Source organism: Mangrovibacillus sp. Mu-81, assembly GCF_036867415.1.
In the GTDB taxonomy this organism is placed as follows: domain Bacteria; phylum Bacillota; class Bacilli; order Bacillales; family Bacillaceae_B; genus Rossellomorea.
Genome location: NZ_JBAJHU010000016.1, coordinates 25,787 through 45,000 on the forward strand (window position 1 = coordinate 25,787; position 19,214 = coordinate 45,000).

Annotated in this window: 23 protein-coding genes; 11 read left to right on the forward strand and 12 right to left on the reverse strand. The window is 44.7% G+C overall.

Annotated features, from left to right (window positions below; genetic code table 11):
• Positions 1–5 precede the first annotated feature (5 nt).
• The 3 genes from V6B33_RS20315 to mnhG are packed head-to-tail and all read left to right on the forward strand — an operon-like array spanning position 6 to position 1,109.
• Complete coding sequence (locus tag V6B33_RS20315) at positions 6–482, forward strand: Na+/H+ antiporter subunit E (protein WP_334219479.1); 477 nt, start codon at positions 6–8, stop codon at positions 480–482.
• Complete coding sequence (locus V6B33_RS20320) at positions 482–766, forward strand: Na(+)/H(+) antiporter subunit F1 (RefSeq protein WP_334219480.1); 285 nt, start codon at positions 482–484, stop codon at positions 764–766. The genes V6B33_RS20315 and V6B33_RS20320 overlap by 1 nt, the downstream gene beginning before the upstream one ends.
• Positions 750–1,109, forward strand: coding sequence for a monovalent cation/H(+) antiporter subunit G (gene mnhG, locus V6B33_RS20325; protein ID WP_334219481.1), 360 nt, complete (start codon positions 750–752; stop codon positions 1,107–1,109). Before V6B33_RS20320 ends, mnhG begins: the two co-directional genes overlap by 17 nt.
• Before the next feature lie 86 nt (positions 1,110–1,195).
• On the opposite strand, the gene V6B33_RS20330 is transcribed toward mnhG, so the two are convergent.
• Positions 1,196–1,564 (reverse strand): DUF2188 domain-containing protein, encoded by a 369-nt coding sequence (locus V6B33_RS20330; protein WP_334219482.1) that lies wholly within the window; start codon positions 1,562–1,564, stop codon positions 1,196–1,198.
• 105 nt (positions 1,565–1,669) lie between these two features.
• Positions 1,670–2,047 (reverse strand): hotdog fold thioesterase, encoded by a 378-nt coding sequence (locus V6B33_RS20335; protein ID WP_442915573.1) that lies wholly within the window; start codon positions 2,045–2,047, stop codon positions 1,670–1,672.
• A 255-nt stretch (positions 2,048–2,302) separates the two neighbouring features.
• On the opposite strand from V6B33_RS20335, the gene V6B33_RS20340 reads away from it, so the two are divergent.
• Positions 2,303–2,704, forward strand: coding sequence for a hypothetical protein (locus V6B33_RS20340; protein ID WP_334219484.1), 402 nt, complete (start codon positions 2,303–2,305; stop codon positions 2,702–2,704).
• A gap of 166 nt (positions 2,705–2,870) precedes the next feature.
• On the opposite strand, the gene V6B33_RS20345 is transcribed toward V6B33_RS20340, so the two are convergent.
• Both V6B33_RS20345 and V6B33_RS20350 read right to left on the reverse strand, forming a co-directional pair.
• Positions 2,871–4,187 carry a Na+/H+ antiporter family protein gene (locus V6B33_RS20345; protein ID WP_334219519.1) on the reverse strand — a complete coding sequence of 439 codons (1,317 nt, stop codon included), beginning with the start codon at positions 4,185–4,187 and terminating at the stop codon, positions 2,871–2,873.
• Positions 4,188–4,628: 441 nt separating this feature from the next.
• Positions 4,629–6,134, reverse strand: a complete 1,506-nt coding sequence (locus V6B33_RS20350) for a leucyl aminopeptidase (RefSeq protein WP_334219485.1) — start codon at positions 6,132–6,134, stop codon at positions 4,629–4,631.
• A gap of 156 nt (positions 6,135–6,290) precedes the next feature.
• Here V6B33_RS20350 and V6B33_RS20355 point away from each other — a divergent pair, with 156 nt between their 5' ends.
• Both V6B33_RS20355 and V6B33_RS20360 read left to right on the forward strand, forming a co-directional pair.
• On the forward strand, positions 6,291–6,770 hold the full coding sequence (locus V6B33_RS20355; RefSeq protein ID WP_334219486.1) for a divergent PAP2 family protein: 480 nt from the start codon (positions 6,291–6,293) through the stop codon (positions 6,768–6,770).
• 10 nt (positions 6,771–6,780) lie between these two features.
• Positions 6,781–7,575, forward strand: coding sequence for a cobalamin-binding protein (locus V6B33_RS20360; RefSeq protein ID WP_334219487.1), 795 nt, complete (start codon positions 6,781–6,783; stop codon positions 7,573–7,575).
• A gap of 51 nt (positions 7,576–7,626) precedes the next feature.
• Here the strand turns inward: V6B33_RS20360 and V6B33_RS20365 are convergent, their stop codons facing one another.
• The 3 genes from V6B33_RS20365 to V6B33_RS20375 form a co-directional block, all read right to left on the reverse strand.
• Positions 7,627–8,331, reverse strand: coding sequence for a 3D domain-containing protein (locus tag V6B33_RS20365; RefSeq protein WP_334219488.1), 705 nt, complete (start codon positions 8,329–8,331; stop codon positions 7,627–7,629).
• A gap of 189 nt (positions 8,332–8,520) precedes the next feature.
• Positions 8,521–8,838 carry a YuiB family protein gene (locus V6B33_RS20370; protein ID WP_334219489.1) on the reverse strand — a complete coding sequence of 106 codons (318 nt, stop codon included), beginning with the start codon at positions 8,836–8,838 and terminating at the stop codon, positions 8,521–8,523.
• Positions 8,839–9,439: 601 nt separating this feature from the next.
• On the reverse strand, positions 9,440–9,565 hold the full coding sequence (locus V6B33_RS20375; protein ID WP_162266043.1) for a YuiA family protein: 126 nt from the start codon (positions 9,563–9,565) through the stop codon (positions 9,440–9,442).
• A gap of 327 nt (positions 9,566–9,892) precedes the next feature.
• On the opposite strand from V6B33_RS20375, the gene V6B33_RS20380 reads away from it, so the two are divergent.
• Positions 9,893–10,654 (forward strand): STAS domain-containing protein, encoded by a 762-nt coding sequence (locus V6B33_RS20380; protein WP_334219490.1) that lies wholly within the window; start codon positions 9,893–9,895, stop codon positions 10,652–10,654.
• Between the two features lie 101 nt (positions 10,655–10,755).
• On the opposite strand, the gene V6B33_RS20385 is transcribed toward V6B33_RS20380, so the two are convergent.
• Positions 10,756–11,238: an NUDIX hydrolase gene (locus V6B33_RS20385; protein ID WP_334219491.1), complete on the reverse strand. Its 483-nt coding sequence runs from the start codon at positions 11,236–11,238 to the stop codon at positions 10,756–10,758.
• 172 nt (positions 11,239–11,410) lie between these two features.
• On the reverse strand, positions 11,411–12,628 hold the full coding sequence (locus tag V6B33_RS20390; RefSeq protein WP_334219492.1) for an NAD(P)/FAD-dependent oxidoreductase: 1,218 nt from the start codon (positions 12,626–12,628) through the stop codon (positions 11,411–11,413).
• Positions 12,629–13,486: 858 nt separating this feature from the next.
• Between V6B33_RS20390 and yumC the strand changes: the two genes are divergently transcribed.
• A complete protein-coding gene (yumC, locus tag V6B33_RS20395) occupies positions 13,487–14,485 on the forward strand; it encodes a ferredoxin--NADP reductase 2 (RefSeq protein WP_334219493.1) in 999 nt (332 codons plus the stop codon).
• A gap of 396 nt (positions 14,486–14,881) precedes the next feature.
• Complete coding sequence (locus tag V6B33_RS20400; protein ID WP_334219494.1) at positions 14,882–15,523, forward strand: SDR family oxidoreductase; 642 nt, start codon at positions 14,882–14,884, stop codon at positions 15,521–15,523.
• A 57-nt stretch (positions 15,524–15,580) separates the two neighbouring features.
• Here V6B33_RS20400 and V6B33_RS20405 read toward each other — a convergent pair whose 3' ends face one another.
• Positions 15,581–15,943 (reverse strand): HesB/IscA family protein, encoded by a 363-nt coding sequence (locus tag V6B33_RS20405; protein WP_334219495.1) that lies wholly within the window; start codon positions 15,941–15,943, stop codon positions 15,581–15,583.
• 233 nt (positions 15,944–16,176) lie between these two features.
• On the opposite strand from V6B33_RS20405, the gene V6B33_RS20410 reads away from it, so the two are divergent.
• Complete coding sequence (locus V6B33_RS20410) at positions 16,177–16,881, forward strand: DUF2225 domain-containing protein (protein WP_334219496.1); 705 nt, start codon at positions 16,177–16,179, stop codon at positions 16,879–16,881.
• Between the two features lie 131 nt (positions 16,882–17,012).
• On the opposite strand, the gene V6B33_RS20415 is transcribed toward V6B33_RS20410, so the two are convergent.
• Positions 17,013–17,249, reverse strand: a complete 237-nt coding sequence (locus V6B33_RS20415) for a YuzB family protein (RefSeq protein ID WP_334219497.1) — start codon at positions 17,247–17,249, stop codon at positions 17,013–17,015.
• Positions 17,250–17,553: 304 nt separating this feature from the next.
• Between V6B33_RS20415 and V6B33_RS20420 the strand changes: the two genes are divergently transcribed.
• The gene (locus V6B33_RS20420) at positions 17,554–18,621 is read left to right on the forward strand and encodes an NAD(P)/FAD-dependent oxidoreductase (protein ID WP_334219498.1); all 1,068 of its coding nucleotides are present in this window, start codon (positions 17,554–17,556) and stop codon (positions 18,619–18,621) included.
• A gap of 100 nt (positions 18,622–18,721) precedes the next feature.
• Here the strand turns inward: V6B33_RS20420 and V6B33_RS20425 are convergent, their stop codons facing one another.
• Complete coding sequence (locus V6B33_RS20425) at positions 18,722–19,048, reverse strand: YuzD family protein (protein ID WP_334219499.1); 327 nt, start codon at positions 19,046–19,048, stop codon at positions 18,722–18,724.
• Positions 19,049–19,214 lie beyond the last annotated feature (166 nt).

Below are 19,214 nucleotides of genomic sequence, written 5' to 3' on the forward strand. Positions count from 1 at the left end.
GTAAAATGGCCTTTCAAATACTACTAAACTTTTTCCTAGCCTTTGTCTGGATGTTTCTTTCGGTTTCCTTTACTGCTCAAACATTCCTTATTGGCTATATCCTGGGATTGATCGTGATTTTTGCATTCAGAAGATTTTTCTCAACCCGCTTTTACTTAAACAGAGTGACTGCCGTCATCAAACTGCTGATCATGTTCATCAAAGAACTGATCATGGCGAATATCTCTGTTTTAAAAGTGGTGATCAGACCAAAGCTCGATTTCAAACCGGGAATCTTCGCACTTCCCACCGAATTGAAAACGGACTGGGAGATAACATTATTGGCAAATCTGATCACATTGACCCCGGGAACGCTGGTTGTGGATGTGTCTTATGATAATAAGATTCTCTACATACACGCGATTGATATAGCTGATGCGGATGAAGCAATCGACGAGATTAAGAATTCTTTTGAAAAAGCCATTATGGAGGTGAGCCGCTAATGCTGCATACGATTATTCAAATCACTCTGCTTTGCGTCTCGATATCCATGCTGGGTCTGGTTTATCGGGTGATCAAAGGACCAACCACCCCTGACCGGGTCGTGGCCCTGGATGCGATCGGGATTAACTTGATTGCAATCGTCGCCCTCGTTTCCATGATTCTGGATACCTATGCTTTTTTAGAGGTCATTCTTCTTCTCGGAATCCTGGCTTTCATCGGAACCGTAGCCTTTTCGAAGTTCTTGGAGAAAGGGGAGATCATCGAACGTGAGCGTAATCATTAGTTGGATCATCGGATTTTTCCTTATCGTCGGAGGGCTGCTGAGCCTGTTGGGCACATTCGGCGTGTTAAGACTGCCGGACGTCTATACGAGGAACCATGCTGCCTCAAAGAGTGCGACGCTCGGAATCATGTCGATACTCGTCGGGACATTTTTCTACTTTTATCTGAAGCACGGTCACTTCAACTCAAGGCTGATTCTTGCCATCATCTTTATATTTGTCACCGCTCCTGTAGCGGGTCATCTGATTGCAAGAGCTGCGTACAATACCGGTGTCAAGCTGTGGGATAAAAGTGTACAGGACGATTTAAAGAATAAAGAAGAATACGAGAAACAAAATGGATAACAGAAAAGCGCAAGCGCCTGGCTGATCGAGGCGCTTGCGCTTGACAAAAAAAGCTGGACCCGGTGACTCCGCCGGATCCAGCTTTTTCATTTATTATACAGTTCGTGATCCACACTGCCGTCCTGCTTATGAATGACAAGTGTACCGGTATGTTCGTTCACATAGTCCTTCGCTTTCGAGAGCAATTCCTCTTTCGTGTCCTCCACCATGATTGCACGGCTGCTGTCAGCCTCGATCAATTGCCAGCCGTCATCATGCGTCTTTACATGATACTCGGTTTTATCCTTGCCGCTGCCCTCCTCGGACTTGTGCGCACGGTCGGTCGCAATGGCGATCGCCCTTCCTTCATCATATCCTTCATCCAAAAGGGCGTTGGCTATCTCGATGGCTTTATTCCGGACATCCGCAGGCAGATTCTTGAGCGAAGCGGGATAATCATTTTTACTCCATGGCATAAGTGTAACCTCCTTGTAGTGGTTACTTATTGATTTTCCCATTGTATGTACTTTTAAACATAAGCAAGCCCGGCACTCAGTCTATGTGCCTTCTGTCACCACGGATTATCGTTTCGGTACCACGGCCATCGTACAACGCGAGACACAGATCAATTGATGTTCCTCATCGGTGATCCTTATATCCCACACCATGGTCGTCTTTCCCTGGTGCATAACAGTGGCAATCGCCGTCACCACCCCGTCACGTTTCGCTTTAATATGATTTGCATTGATTTCAAGCCCAAAGCAGATTTCTTTATCCAGATCGATTAGTTCCACTGCGCCTACGCTTGCAACCGTCTCTGCGAGTGCAACCGACGCGCCGCCGTGAAGAAATCCGAATGGCTGGCGGGTAGCATCGTTAACAGGCATCGTCGCAATCACTTTCCCTTTCCCTAATTCCACAAACTCAATTCCAAGCGCACTGATCAATGTATTGTCCATCTTCATCCTGTTCACCTCATAATCGTCATCATATAATAGAATTTCGGTAAAAATGGCGAAAATCCTTTTTTAAACCTGCTGTTTACCAACATCTATATATCCACAACCAAATGATTACGTCCAAGTCCTCTCTCGGGCTGTCTCATCTCCTCCTGCAAGTTACCAGTCCTGGATACTGTGGGCCTTAAGAATAATCTCATGCACTGCTACATACATTTCCTTAGAGCCTAAATGCCAGGAAGAAGGAGGTATTCCATGAATCGCTACCCTTTTTATCACCCTGTACAGAGCCCCTTTCAGCCCCATCATTCACGAAGGAATTATCCACTCTACCCAGGTTTTCACTCTCGCAATAACTTTCCTCAGATAGAAACTAAAACGTTTATGGCGTCTGCCGGTAAAACGTTGACGTTAATGGAAAGCGCCCATCTTGTTTTGATGAAAATAAAGACTGATACTTCTTTCGCTAACCAATTGATGAATTTAGCACAACAATCCAATACGCATGAGGTGCTTCAGCTCATCCGCAGAACAGGGGTAAAGGTTGTTCCCGTCGTCTCATTCAATCCCGACGGAATTCATATGGTGTTCGATGAGAAAATCGGAGAAGTGGATTGCTGCCATATCATTGTGAATGTACGCTGGCGGGAAATGTAGATAGTTCATATGTATCCTGATGTTACGGTGTGAACTATTGGCCATTTTCTGCTTTGATGTGTTTCTTGAGGGGGTTGCCGGCAGGAGATGAGCTGGGGTATCTCCCCTGCATCATTACAGTTCCAAACAAAAAGCAGAGGAACCAGGTCCCCTGCCAAAAAAATGATTAAAAGATCATCGCCGCGATCCACCCGAAAAGGATGAGCGGGATATTATAGTGTAAGAAAGTAGGTACGCATGTATCCCAAATATGGTTGTGCTGGCCGTCTGCATTGAGTCCGGCAGTCGGACCGAGCGTGCTGTCGGATGCCGGTGAACCGGCATCCCCTAAAGCGCCTGCAGTGCCGACGATGACGATGGTCGCCATCGGGCTGAAGCCGAGTTCCGTGCAAAGGGGTACGAAGATTGCCGCGATGATTGGAATCGTTGCAAATGATGAACCAATGCCCATTGTGACAAGCAGACCGACTACGAGCATGAGCAATGCGGCGAGTGCTTTGTTTCCGCCGATCACATCGGCTGTCGCTTCAACAAGTGTTTCGACATGCCCCGTCGCTGTCATGACTTCGGCAAACCCTGAAGCGGCGATCATGACAAAGCCGATGAAGGCCATCATTTTCATCCCCTCATTCAACAGACCATCCGCTTCCTTCCATTTTACCGAACCTGAAAGGTAAAGAACCGCAATCCCGGCCAATGCACCGAAGATCATGGATTCAAGCTGAAGCTGGACATACAAGGCTGCGAGGATCGAAAAGAAGGCGAAAACCATCGCTTTCTTGTTATAGACCATTTTTTCCTCTGAAATGACTTCTTTCGCTTCATTGTATTTTCTTGGTTTGCGGTAGCTTACAAACACCGCAATAAGCAACCCGATGAACATACCCCCAACAGGGATCAACATGGCTTTCGGAATGTCACCCAAGCTGATTTCCATACCGCTGCTTGCCATATTCTGAGCGATAATTTCGTGGAACTGCAATCCAAAACCTACTGGCAGCAGAATATAGGGTGCAGTCAAACCGAATGTGATGACAGAAGCGATCAGGCGTCTGTCAATTTCAAGCTCCGTCATGACTTTCAATAACGGCGGAATCAGGATCGGGATAAACGCAATGTGGATCGGGATCAAGTTTTGGGAGAAGACAGCCATGGTTAGAATAGCAAAGACAATAAGTGCTTTAGAAAGAGCTGTCTTTCTTGAATCCCCTTTATTTCCCACAACCTTCAATACCCCATCCACGAGCAGGTTCGGGATTCCCGTGTAAGAGATCGCTACAGCGAAACCTCCAAGTAAAGCATAACTCAAAGCGATATTGGCGCCTCCTGATATTCCTTCAGAGAAGACCGTGATCGTCTCATTCATGCCCATGCCACCGATCAAACCGCCGGCAAGTGCACCCGTAATGAGGGCAAAGACGACGTTGACACGTACAAGGCTCAATATGAGCATAACCAGAACAGCAATGACAACTGCGTTCATCATGTATTCCTCCTTAAAAAGTGTCCATCAGCACAAGGGCCGATTTCTTTATAATAGTAGTTTAATTGGATTTGATTTTACTTTAGTTCGCTAAATTGGTAGAGTGATAAAACGACGTTTTTAACTTTAACAAGATAAAGAAGTGTTGTCAATACTTTAGTCTGATGAATCACTAAAATGCCGGGTGGAAATTTTTCGCAGGGGATAGAGGAGGTAGTGGCTTTAGTTTCATTTTAAATGAATTTATTTTCAACTTCAGTGTTATTATTTTCAACTTTGACACCTTTATTTTCAACTTCAGCACGTTTATTTTCAACTTGTTAAATTCAGCCTCCAGTGCTTCCCAATTCCGTATTCCAATTAGCAGCTCCCACAGAGTAAATATAAAAAACCTTTCCCCCATCAAACTATTGACAGGGAAAAGGCTTATCACTTTCATTTTCACTTTTCCAAAGGCTGGAATCGCTCCACCAGGAGTGCCAGTGTTCTGGCCATGACTCCGGTGGCACCGGAAGGGCCAAGTTCATAGTGACTTTTCGTTGTTGCGGTCCCTGCGATATCCAGGTGGACCCACGGAAGACCATCGGCAAATTCTCCTACGAAGGCTCCGCCCATGATCGCATGTCCTGCGCGTCCGGGTGAATTATTGAGGTCCGCGATCTTACTGCTGCGTACACGCTTTTTATCATGCTCCGTGCAGGGCAGCTGCCAGATGAATTCACCTGACTCGCTTGAGGCTTCCAACACCTGTTCAAAAAATGCTTCATTATTTGTCAGTGCGCCTGTTTTATCTTCTCCCAGAGCCACGATAACTCCGCCAGTCAGCGTCGCCACATCTACGAGGTAATTCGCTCCGTGATGCTTCGCGTATGTCATCCCGTCAGCAAGCGCGAGGCGTCCTTCGGCATCCGTGTTCAGCACCTCAATCGTTTTACCGCTCATTGCTGTGATCACGTCATCTGGTTTGAATGCAGATCCGCTGACCATATTGTCCGTGGAAGGGATGACGGCTACGACATTCTGTTCAGGCTTTGTTTCTCCGATGATTTCCATCGCGCCGAGTACTGCCGCTGCTCCGCCCATATCCGTCTTCATGCCGACAATGCCGTCCTTTGGTTTGATGGAGTAGCCTCCGGTATCGAAGGTGATCCCTTTTCCGACTAAACCGATGACGTCTTTCCACTCATCTTTGCCGTTGTATTTAAGGACAATCATTTTAGGTGGTTCGACGGATCCCTGATTGACCGCAAGCAGTGCGCCCATGCCAAGGTTCTCCATTTCTTCCTTGTCGAGGATTTCTGCTTCGAAATCATAGCGCTTTGCAAGTTCTAGCGCATATTCTGCCATTTTAGTGGATGTCAGCAGGTTACCCGGCGTGTTCACCAATGTACGGGCAGAGTTGACCCCCCTTCCGAAAGCTGCGCCAACTTCCAGTGCAGTTTTGATTTCTTTCTCATCTCCGCCTGTAAAAAATTCAATGCTTTCCACACAGACTTCCGGCTCATTCGATTTTTGCTTGTACCCTTCGAACTGATATGTAGCCATTGTGAACGCTTCCGTGAAAGCATGAGCCGCGTCCACAGCAGGGAGTTCTTCTGAAGAGAATGTATCAAGCGCAACCGAAAAAGAGGATACTCTCATTTTCTTCAATTCTTTTGATGCAAGACCGAGCGATTCTTTTAATAGATCGAAGGTCAAATCCGATTGCTTGCCAAGACCGACAAACAGGATCCGCTTGTTCGCCATTTTGCCGAATGTATGTATTTTTGATAGTCTCTTCGTTTTTGATGAAATGTCACCATCCTTCATCAACGAAGTAAGATTCCCTTCAAATGCATGATCAAGCTCTTTCAGCTCACCTTGGAATGACGGTTGATGATACACGCCTACCACTAAACATTCCCCGGCTGCTTCTGTTATGTCTGTTTGATTGATTGTAAAATTCATTTCCCCTGACACCTCCACTCTCTATTATAGCGAAGATATCTTATTATTTCGACATTCAGGCTTCTTCAGCGTGCAAGTTAGTTCTGATTATAATCGGGTATGATATAATTAGAACATTATTTCATTCAGATTATTGAAAAGGTGGCATGTGACAGCATGGAATTATTTTTGAATTTTCCATTTTGGGCCTCTTTGCTGGCAATTTTCTTTGCGCAATTTGTCAAAGTGCCCATACAATTTATTGCGACGAGAGAAGTCAACTGGTCATTGATCACCTCTACAGGCGGAATGCCAAGCTCACACTCTGCCGCAGTAACGGCTTTATCCACAGGTGTCGCCTTGGAAACAGGGTTGTCCTCCCCCATCTTTGCCGTGTCGGCGATCTTTGCCATCATCACCATGTTTGATGCCACCGGCGTCAGAAGGCAGGCGGGTGAACAAGCCATCGTACTGAACCAATTAACAATCGACTTTCAAAGATTTATGACAGAAGCCAAGGGATGGCAGAACAAACCCGAGCAGGAAAAACGGAAAGAATTGAAGGAGCTGCTTGGGCATAAACCGATCGAAGTCTTCTTCGGCGGCCTTTCGGGAATTCTCTTGACCCTGCTTCTTCACTTTTTATTTTTCAGCTAGGAGTGATCCGATGAGAATTGTATCGATCTGCCCGAGTAATACTGAAATCATTGATTATCTTGGGCTTACATCCAAGCTGGTCGGCGTGGATGATTTTTCCGATTACCCAGAAGAGGTCCGTTCGCTTCCAAGGCTCGGACCCGATTTATCCATCGATATGGATAAACTTCAGTCGCTTCAGCCTGATCTCGTCTTTTCATCATTGAGTGTTCCAGGTATGGAGAAGAATATCGAAGAATTAGATAGGAGAAACATTCCTCATATCACCCTGAATCCCCAAAGCTTCCAGGACATTGCAGAGGATATGATGACAGTCGGGAAAGCTTGCGGCATTGAAGAAACTGCAGCCAGAAAGCAGCATACCTTTTTACATACGGCCGAGGAACTGAAACGGCTCAGCAGGAACGTCGTCCACCCGCCGGTTCTGTACTGGGAATGGTGGCCAAAACCCGTTTTCACCCCCGGAAGGATCAACTGGCTGACTGAACTGAGTGAGATGGCCGGGGCAAAGAACTGCTTTCGTGATGTCGAACTTGCAAGCGTTCAAACCGACTGGGAAGATGTCAGGCTCCGTGAACCCGATTACATCTGCCTTGCCTGGGTAGGTGTACAGCAGAAGCGGGTCAATCCCGATATAGTGAGGAAGCGTCCGGATTGGGAAACCATGAAAGCCGTTCAGGACAACCGGATCCTGATCCTTGAAGAAGCCCTTTATTGCAGACCCTCTCCCCTTCTTTTAAAAGGGGCAGTACAGCTTGCCCAAACGCTTCATCCTGATGTATATAAAGAATTAGATATTCAATAAATGTCATAATAAAAGGCCCGTATACAGACTTTCTGCGTACGGGCCTTTTCATTATTCTTCTTTAGCAGAAAGAATCTGCTGTCTGAACACCTGCATCGATTCATTGCTGTTCAATTTCACCAGGTCTTCCTCTGTCAATTCACCTGTTCCAATTTGAACCACATATACATCCAGAGTCTGTTTTCCCCATTCACTATAGACCTGTTCAACGGTATCATAGTACAAATCAAGCTTATTTCCTTTGATTGCGCTCCCTGTATCAGCGACGACCCCATATCCATATTTCGGGATAAAGAGGATCGTACCGATCGGGTAGACTGAAGTGTCTGCCGCAATAGTAGAATATAAATCTCTCTTTACCTTCACTCCCGAGTATGTAATTCCGTAGCTTGGATGGCTTGGACCTTTACCGGTGGATTCGACTCCTGCAGTGTATCCGGTTGCCACTACCGTATTCTTCGGATATTGATCCCAGTCGATTGACTCCTCCAGACTCGGAGGATTCGCTGCCACCGGAGTACTGGAAGAAATCAGCGTCTTTACGCCTGCCAGTCTTTTCAAAAATTTAAATGACAATGATATATGATTTGTTTTATGATCTTCTGAATAGCGCTCCGACTGCACCTTATTTTCATTCAGCCAGGATTTAAAGGTCTGTGCTTCCACCCCTGATATCGATTGAAAGGTGGTGCCCAAGGCTAGTACAAATAAACTAACCATCACGATTCGTTTCGTCCATTTTATTACCAAATTCATGAATTCACTCCTCCCACCCTTATTCCTTCCCCACAAGGATGGGATTTATTCAAAAATTGATAAAAAAATCGAATAGTTTCAATATTTGGTAAAATCAGGCAGGTGTTTTCGAATGATTCTGCCCTTTACTATGTGCAGATTTAATCAAAAAAATCCGTTCACCCGGCATTTACCGGATAAACGGATGAATCAAAACATTCTATAACCTTTGGCTCTCAAGACCCTCATCACAACTCCCGAAAGAATCGCCCCTGCCAATCCGCAGCCAAGTATCAAAAGATCAGCCAATGCCAAATGGCTTAACTTAGTCCCCAATTCTGAAAACGACGTGCCTGCATTTCGGAAATACTCTATAAACCGGACTTCATCTACGATAAAAATGACAATGACCGGATAAATGATTGCCATTATCCACGTCATTCGCAATAACATATTTAACAAAAAGCCGATTCCGAAAAACAGAACCAGAAATAAAAGCATCGAAATGATCATTACATGTATAGGCATTTACCTTCTGCACCTCCATAAACACTAAAGATTAGTGTACTCAATGTTTATGTAAGCGTCAATCTTTTGGCAATGCTATTCACAAAATGAACATAAATCGAAAAGCGGAGGCGGCTCGTTCAGAGGCGACAAGCATAAGACAGGGCAGCCATAAAGGCGCCTTTTGCCTTTTTGGATGGCATGGCTTATGTCTCGAGCCTCTAGCCGCCGGAGCTGGACAAATCGAAAAGCGGAGGGGCTTTGCTCAGAGGCGGGTGGCATAAGGCGAATCGGCCACGAAGGCGTTCTTTGCCTTCTTGGCCGAGTTGACTTATGACATGTGCCTCTAAGCCCCGGAGCTGGACACTCGAAAAGCGGAGGCGGCTCGTTCAGAGGCGACAAGCATAAGACAGGGCAGCCATAAAGGCGCCTTTTGCCTTTTTGGATGGCATGGCTTATGTCTCGAGCCTCTAGCCGCCGGAGCTGGACAAATCGAAAAGCGGAGGGGCTTTGCTCAGAGGCGGGTGGCATAAGGCGAATCGGCCACGAAGGCGTTCCTACAAAGCAAAAAGCAGACCCGGTCGAATCGGATCTGCTTCATATGTCCAATAAGCCGACTATTTTATTTTTGCTTCCCGCTGCCTCCGCAGCAAGGACACGTTTCAGAACCACCCAACACCAACTGAAAGTATCCTTTTCCTGAACAGTATAGACAAAATTTTGTTTTCGTACTTGCAGTAGCTCTCATGATTCCCTCTCCTTTGATTTCTTAATTTTCTGATAATATATCATCTATCTTTTATAAAGGAAAGGGACATATTAGAGGATGTACCTTTAAGTAAGCGAATACATTGCTTGTTATCTTTCACTATCTCACTTTTTCGCATAATTTACTGAATTTTTAAATAAATACCGGAATGTTATTTCCTAACTGTGACTACAGCCTATAGAAAACTTCTATTCTGTAAATCCTCCCCATTCTTCCCTTCTTCGTTTCATTTTACATTTATTCACTTTGCGATATACTTGTAGAGTAAATAAATCTTTAAAATGTATAAACAAGGTGGAATACCAAATGAATCGATCAATTCCAATTGAAATTTCCGGCACTGATGCGCTGAATAGCATAGGTGAAAATATCATTATTGCCGATAAGGATTATACCATTACCTGGATGAATGCAACAGCACTCGACTCAATGGCGGGGATCGCACCATTATTCGGACTTGGCGGTGCTGAAGAATTGATCGGAATGAATATGGATAAATTCCATAAGCACCCCCACTATCAGCGCAGAATCATGGAAGATCTTAAAGGTGGTCACCGCTCGAGAATCAATATCAAGGACAAGCTTGCAGCGGATATCGTCATCACCCCCATTGTAAGTTCAAAGCATGATGGTCAAGTGGAAGGCTATATGGTCATGCTCATGGATGTTACCTCGAAAGCCGAGGAAGAAAAGAAAAAAGAAACGACGATCCGGGAACTCTCTGTTCCTTTGTTACATATCTGGGATAAAACCATCGCTCTTCCGCTTAAAGGGGAACTTGATTATGACCGGGGAGAGATGGTCGTCAGCACTGTTCTTGAGGAGTGTGTGTCAAATCGGACAGAATACGTCATGATCAGCCTCAGTGGTATCAGCAGGTTTGACGATAGTATCAGGCAAAACCTCCAAAAGCTATATGATTGTTTAAAATTGATCGGGGTTGAATGCATCATCGTGGGGATTACCCCTGAGCTTGCCTTGAGTATCAGTGAATTTGAGAACGTCTTGACCTTCAGCGATTCGAGTACCGGGCTGAAATACATTATGGATAAAGAATCCTCTGAATAGTGCAGGCCGTTTGCTTTGGCCCGAAGACATCTTATTGAGTATAGGGCGCGAGGACAGAAAAAGGTTATAGAGGCTGAATTCAGCCTCTATAACCTTTCGTTTTACATAAATAATTTATAGCTTGTATATCCGAACTGCTCGCCCGGATCAAGACCTTCAATGGCTTGATGGCGCCGAAATAAATCACCCTGCTTGAGCATTTCGTGAATCATGACTGAGGTTTTCCCATCGACCATCAGCGCATTTGGCGATTTCCACTGCACATCGAACAATTCCCCTTTTTCTATCTTTAAAGAGTCCGAATCGATATGCTTCAAATGAAAAATAATCATATTGTCACTGATTTCATTCCCGATTACACCGGTCCTGACACCGATGATTCCATTCACGGTCGTTGTGAGGCCAGTTTCCTCCCTGACCTCGCGAAGTACTGCTTCATCGACCGTTTCGCCTTCATCAACGAACCCTGCCGGCAGGGACCACATGCCTTTCAGACCGCCGTATTTTTTCTTTACAACAAGCCAGTTTCCATCTTTATCTATGACAAGTCCGGCAACAGCCAGCCACACCTTTCCCCTTTTCAACCTACTCCTCCTCCCCTTGTAAACACTTCTCTTTACTTTAAGGTACTACAGGATGGAAAGATAGAAAAGTCCTCATGGTGCATTTAGGCAGGAAGGTTCAGGGGCAGATAGGATCATGAACAAGAAAAAAAGCAGAATGGAATCCCACCCTGCTTAAAACGTTTCTTGCAACTTAAAAGAACTTGAATTTACCTTTTTTGAATACAAGTGAAGGACCTCCAACCATGTAAAGGGCACGGTTGTCTACTACCTTCTTCATGAATGATGCTTTCGTTCCTGTAAGCTTCTTGCCGTATACAACACCGATTGCGTCGTCTTCACCAAGTGAACAAACAGTCCCTTTCAGATCCGGAGTGAATTCTTCTACATGGTCTTTGCCTTGAAGAAGAGCTGCGATGTTACGTGCACATACTTCACCTTGCTGCATGGCGATTTGAGCTGTCGGAGGGTAAGGACGTTCCGTTTCTTCATTGATCATTAGTGAACAGTCACCGATGATGAAGATATTGTCATGACCCGGCGCACGGAGATCTTTGTTGATTTTAACACGTGCACGCATGTTTTCGATGCCGGCTTTCTCAATGATTCGGTTGCCGCGGACACCTGCTGCCCATACAATTGTACCAGCTTTGATTTCTTCTACTTCTTCTTCGCCTTTTGCGATGAACACGCTGCCTGCTTTGGCTTCTTTAAGGGGAGTACCAATGTGGAATTCCACACCTTTTTTCTCAAGTGCGGCACGTGCATATTTCACAAGTTCAGGATCGAAGCCAGGAAGAATCATCGGTGCTGCTTCTACACATACGATTCGCACCTTAGAACGGTCGATATCATATTCTTTGCAAAGCTCAGGAACACGGTTACCAAGCTCGCCAAGGAATTCGATGCCAGTGAAGCCTGCGCCGCCGACAACGATCGTCAGACGCTCATCCTTTTTCTCTTCTTCATTCCTATACGTAGCAAATTGAAGCTCAAGATGCTCGCGGATTTGACGTGCAGAGTTGATGTTTGAAATCATGAAAGCATGTTCATGCAAGCCTTGAATTCCAAATGTTTCAGATTCTGCGCCAAGTGCGATCACAAGATAGTCGAATTCAACTTCGCCTTGATCTGTCACGACTTTCTTCTCTTCTACTTTAATATCATCAACCGTTGCCTGTAAGAAATTCACTTTACTTGTGTTGACAACATCTTTAATATCATAACGTACACGGTCATGATGAAGCGTTCCTGCAGAAGCTTCATGCAGCCATGTTGTTTCGTAGTGGTAATCATTCTTATTAATAAGGATGACTTCCGCTTCATTCGTACCCAATTGCTTTTGAAGACGAGTCACTGTCATTAGCCCGCCATATCCTGCACCTAAAACAACGATTCTTGGCTTTCTCAACTGAATCACATCCACCTTTTTGATTGAATTTGCGTCGGATACTCATAGAGTCCTCCACATCGGTCTTTTTTATCCCGTCAATCGCCTGTTACTATCTCATTCCCCCATTTAGAGGAATTCAAAACAAATTGAGCGGGATGCTTCTTTTCGCAGAGAAAAGAAAATGCTTTATAAAATAGTATAAAAACAAACTAAAAGTATGTGACATTTTTCACGTACTAATTCACACTGCGAAAAATGTCATAAATTCTTAACAATATGTCTACATTACATAATATTCTTTTTACCTTGTCTTTTCAAGGTTTTCAAGATAAATAATCATTCTTGGGAAAATTGCGACAATAGGGTGTTTTTGTGGTGTGCTTACGGCAGGACGAACTGCGCTTTGATTTGTCTCTGGCTCTGAATCAGGAGATGGAATTCAGGTTTTGGGGGATGTCCTATAACCAGTTGTTTTTTATTATTTTCGGGGATTCGGTGCCGATATTATTCAATTTTATTCTAGTGTACAGGTGATTTGACATATTTTTTCTTTGAAACTAGTTATTGGAGCCTCCATTTTTTGTGCGAAGAACTATTGTGCTGCATTTAGGGATATAATTGCGCTGGAATCCTGATAATTGCGCTTCTTTTTTGATAATTGCGCTGGAATCTAATTTATTGAGCCACTTTTACAATAATTAAGCTGGATATAAAATAATTGAGCCACTTGTCGAATTTCCTTCATCCCCAACCCTGCTCCCGCCATCCACCCTCCAAAAACTGACTATTCCAAAAAACAATCTAAATTTTGGGAAGGATTGATTTCTCTATGATAGAATAAATTAAAATGATGTATCTATTCTGGGAGGGATCTACTTGAAGGAAGATCAAAAAGTTTATGATATTACGATCATAGGAGGCGGCCCAACCGGGTTATTCACGGCTTTCTATGGCGGCATGAGAAAAGCTTCAGTAAAAATCATTGAAAGCTTGCCGCAATTGGGTGGCCAGTTATCCACCCTTTATCCTGAAAAATACATATATGACGTGGCAGGGTTCCCTAAGGTGAAGGCTCAGGACCTAGTGAACAACCTGAAGGAACAGATGTCCAAATTCGAAACGACCATATGCCTTGAGCAGGCAGTGGAAACTGTCGAAAAGCAAGGCGACGGCTGCTTCAAGCTATCGACTGATAAAGAAGTCCACTATTCAAGGACAATTATTATCACAGCCGGCAACGGGGCATTCCAGCCGAGGCGGTTGGAGCTCGAAAACGCCTCTCAATATGAAGGAAGCAACCTTCATTATTTCGTTGATAACATGGAAAAATACAAAGGCAAGAAAGTGGCGATCTGCGGAGGCGGGGATTCCGCGGTCGACTGGGCGCTCATGCTCGAACCGATTGCCGAAAAAGTCTACCTCATCCATAGAAGGGATAAATTCAGAGCCCACGAACACAGTGTCGAGAACCTTCACAATTCTTCTGTCGAACTGAAGACTCCATTTGTACCTGCAGAAATTGTCGGGGATGAGTCAAGGATTCATCAGCTTATTCTGGAAGAAGTCCGTGGAGATGAAAAGGAAATCCTTGATATAGACGAGCTGATCGTCAACTTCGGATTTGTATCTTCACTTGGTCCCATCAAGGACTGGGGACTTGAGATCGAGAAGAACTCAATCGTTGTCAACTCAAGAATGGAAACGAACGTAGAAGGCATCTATGCAGCAGGTGATATCTCCACTTATGATGGGAAAGTCAAGCTGATTGCCAGCGGTTTCGGCGAAGCACCGACTGCTGTCAACAACGCAAAAGCTTACATGGATCCGAAAGCAAGGGTTCAGCCGATGCACAGTACATCCATGTTTACAGATTAACCGCCATACGAATGCGCATGCACCTCGCTCAGCCCCGACAAGCGTTGAAGGGCCGACCGGTGAAGTCGCTCTTTGACTTCATTGGGCGGACCGAAACGTCTCGAGGGGCTAGGCGCTGGAGCTGGACAATACGAAAAGCGGAAGCGCCTGTTCAGCCCCGACAAGCGTTGAAGGGCCGACCGGTGAAGTCGCTCTTTGACTTCATTGGGCGGACCGAAACGTCTCGAGGGGCTAGGCGCTGGAGCTGGACAATACGAAAAGAAGATCCGGGAATTTGCTCCCGGATCTTTTTTTAATATAGATCTGTATGTTGGGAACAAGCCTTGTTTAAATAAGAAAGTAATGGGTAGACCAATAATAAAGGCAAAAAAAATCTGAAAAGGATGTTGAGAAGAGATGAATGTACTTGTTATCGGAGCGAATGGCCATACCGGCCGCCTCATTATAAAAGAACTTGTAGACAGTACGCAGCACTTCGCAAAAGCGATGATCCGCAAATCGGAGCAGACAAAAGATATGGAAGATCTCGGTGCAAGGCCGATCGTTGCAGATCTTGAACAGGATTTTTCGTATGCGCTTGAAAATGTAAATGCGGTCATCTTCGCTGCCGGCAGCGGCAGTAAAACAGGCGAGGACAAGACCATTGCGATTGATCAGAATGGGGCAAGAAAAGCGGTTGATTATGCAAAGCAAAATGGCATCGAGCGATTCATCATGCTGAGTTCGATGGGAGCAGATCAGCCTCAAAACGCCCCTGAAGGCATGCACGTCTATTTGAAGGCCAAGCATGAAGCGGATGTACATCTGCAGGAAAGCGGACTTAACTACACCATTGTCCGCCCGGGGGCATTGACTTTTGACGACGCTGAAGGAACGATCATTGCCGAGCATTCGATTGCAGACAAAAGCGGCAGTATCCCGCGCGCTGATGTAGCTAAAGTACTCGTTGAATCATTGACCACTTTAGAGACGAATCATAAAGTGATTGAAATCCTTCATGGCGGAACGCCTGTTAAAGAAGCTCTTAAACACGTATAAGTCATAAAATAAGAAGGACCAGCGCTTCATGCAAGCGCTGGTCCTTCCTTATATCATCTAGCAGTTCTCAGGCGTACCCTTATTCGTCGCCGTCACAAACGATGATCCACACCCGCATGAAGCAATCGCATTCGGATTGTCGATCGTAAAGCCTCCGCCCATCATGGACTGCTTATAATCTACTTTCGTACCGTTCAGAATGGCTGCGTCATTCTTTGCTACAACAAGCTTGATTCCGTGCTGTTCAAGTACTTCATCACCTTCCTGAAGCTCATGCTCAAAGCCCATTCCATAAGAAAGGCCGCTGCAGCCTCCACCTTTTACCGATACCCGAAGCATGGCTTCTGCCTCGTCATGTTCCTTCATCATATCTTTAATCTGAAGGGCAGCAGCTTCGGTAAGATTCACAATTTCACTCATTCACTACACCTCCAACCTATTCTCTTCTTATTTATCAGTATACTCCTTTCTATTTTACTACTCAACCGAAGGGAACTATGTGACTGATATTTACATGAGTCGCATAGTTTTTGAGGACACGGGACAAACACAGTCAAAATACCCAACTAATTTCTAACCGTTCTCAAAAAACACTAGTACGATTCTCCCCCATCAAGGTATAATAAGGTAAATAGTCCTTGATTGAGGTGAGAATGATGACTGAAGTCACACCCTTCTATGATAAAAAAGTTCAATGTCTTGCTTGTAAACACTCTTATTCCACTACTAAAATCCGCTCCCGTTTCGTTAAAGTCAAAGCTCATGAAAGTGATTTTTGTCCTGTTTATGAATCCGACGAATTCAACCCGTTACTCTACAATGTATCCGTCTGCCCTCAGTGCGGCTTTTCCCATACCGATGAATTCACCAAGTATATCATCCCCGTTTTAAAAACAGATCTCGAACAGAAGATAAGCAGGCACTGGCAGCCACAGGATTACGGCCGGGAGCGCTCTATAGAGGATGCGATCAAAACGTACAAACTGGCTGCGTATTGCGGACTGATTAAAAAAGAAAAGAAAATCACGATTGCAGGGTTATACTTGCGTACAGCCTGGCTTTACCGAAAAATCAATCAAGGAGATCAGGAAAGAAGATTTATCAATCTGGCGACCCATGAATATATCGAGTCGTATTTGAACGATGACTTCAAAGGGACAGCCATGTCTGAAACGAAGCTTCTTTATTTGGTCGCAGAACTTCTCCGCCGTCAGGAAAAGGTAGAAGAAGCCGTAAAATACCTGTCAAAGGTGATAGAAAAACAACATCTGTCAACCGATACAAAGATCGTGGAAATGGCAAAGGAAAGGTGGTATGAAATGAGGGAAAGCTTTAAGAAACAGAATCATTTGGCATAAGTCACTCCACATTAAATCCGGACTTTGAGCTCGGGCTTTTTTCTAATGGGGTGACCCCCCCTAAAGTGGGTTCTTCCAGGGAAACCAGCAGCAGCGTATAAAAAAAAGCTGATACAAAGATCAGCTTGAATCTAAAACATTGGATTTTCTTCCAGGAACTGATAGATATTTTCCACCAACTCTTCAGGTGTATCTCCTTCAACAGGTTCTCCATTCACTAATGCGTAAAAAGATGAAGCGCATTTCCCGCAGTAGCCTAAACAACCATATTCGATGACATCCAGGTTTGGATCTCTTTCTAATATTTCAAGCGCTTTTTGCGCACCACTTGCTAAGTTACTGATACAGAATTCTATAATAGGCTTCAATTCCATCACCTCACTACTCTTTGTAATGCTACCTTTTTTTGAGAAAATCGTCAATCATTGCGCTTTGTATATTCGTATAACAGATTGTGAACATTTTCCCTTATTTCTGTTGTGAAAAGGCTGCTATTTCGATATACTTTTAATGTTAATAGGTTTATTTATTTGATAAACCGTCTAAATATGAATCATATTGAAAATGCTTACTTTTCAGGACAGCCGTCCCTTTCCCTCTACCCTTGTAGAGAATGTTATATAAACACACTATATCGACAAAATTGCAGAGTGCCAAAAAGGGGAAATGAACATGAAACAATTAGTGCTGCTTGGCGGAGGATATGGCAATATGCGCGTTCTTCTTCGCTTGTTACCGAATCAACTCCCGGAAGACGTGTCTATTACATTAATTGATCGCAACCCGTATCACAGTCTGAAAACAGAATACTATGCTCTGGCAGCCGGGACGATTTCCGATCATCATGTACGCGTATCATTCCCGGAACATGCACGCTTATCCTATGTGTACGGTGAGATTTCAATGATTGATACACTAAATAAGACGGTTCAGCTTCAGGATCAGGATGCTGTGCCTTATGATGACCTGGTCATCGGACTTGGGTGTGAGGATAAGTACCATAGTGTTCCGGGTGCAGCTGAATTTACATACAGCATCCAGACGATCGATAAGTCACGCAAAACATATCAAACGCTGAACAATCTTCCCGCCGGCTCCATTGTCGGGATCGTCGGTGCCGGATTGAGCGGAATCGAGCTTGCAAGTGAGCTGCGCGAAAGCCGATCTGATCTGAAGATTAAATTATTCGACCGCGGGACACGCATCCTGAATGCATTCCCGGAACGGTTAAGCTCCTACGTCCACGGCTGGTTCGAAGAAAACAATGTGGAAATCGTCAATCACTCAAATATCACTAAAGTCGAGCCTAACACTCTCCATAATCACGAGGAACAAATCCATTGTGATGCCATCGTCTGGACAGCGGGTATCCAGCCTACCAAGGTGGTTCGGGAAATGGAAACTGAAAAGGACTCAAGCGGACGGGTCGTGATTTCTAAATATCACAACCTGCCAAATGACGAACACGTGTATGTAGTCGGGGACTGTGCCAGCCTTCCTCAGGCGCCAAGTGCACAGTTAGCAGAAGGACAGGCTGAACAGATCGTCCAGATTCTTTTGAAACGCTGGAAAAATGAACCGCTTCCGGAAGAACTGCCAAAGATCAAGCTAAAAGGCATTCTTGGTTCCCTCGGTAAAAAGCACGGATTCGGATTGGTGAACGAGCGTTCCATTACCGGACGCGTTGCCCGTTTACTGAAATCAGGTGTTCTATGGATGTATAAGTATCATAATGGATGACGATCAGCATAAACCGCACTTGGTGCGGTTTATTTTTTTTTAAAAACACAAAAAGACTCCCCCTGAAAGGGAAAGTCCAAATCCTTTCTTGTTCTATCTTCTATACCGCCTTATACCCATACTTCTCAAGCTCGGAATAAATCGTCTTTAACCGGGGATTCCCTTCTCCAACGACTGTGCCTTCCAAGAGGACGATCGGATAGAACATATCCTCTTCGATCACTTTGGAGGCGAAGTTCTTGATATCCTCTTCTTCCGGCGGATTATGGATATCTATATATCGTATCGTGAATGGCTGATCCGGGTATTTGCGGCCGACTGCCGCCTGGAGCCACTCGTATGTTTCCTTGGATGATGGCATATTCACACAGCTCGGACAAAGGACTTCAGCACCGTACACATGTATCTCAACTGATTTACGCTTCATACTCACTTCTCCCCCTTCAATTCCCTCATACAATCATTCTACAAAAAAATCAGCGGAGTGGGAATATCAATTTTAGACAGAAAAAGAAATTCCCAATTGTTTGCGGGTTGATAGATTTTTTACACATATGTCATTATAATAGAGAGTAAGGAAAGGAGTAGATAAT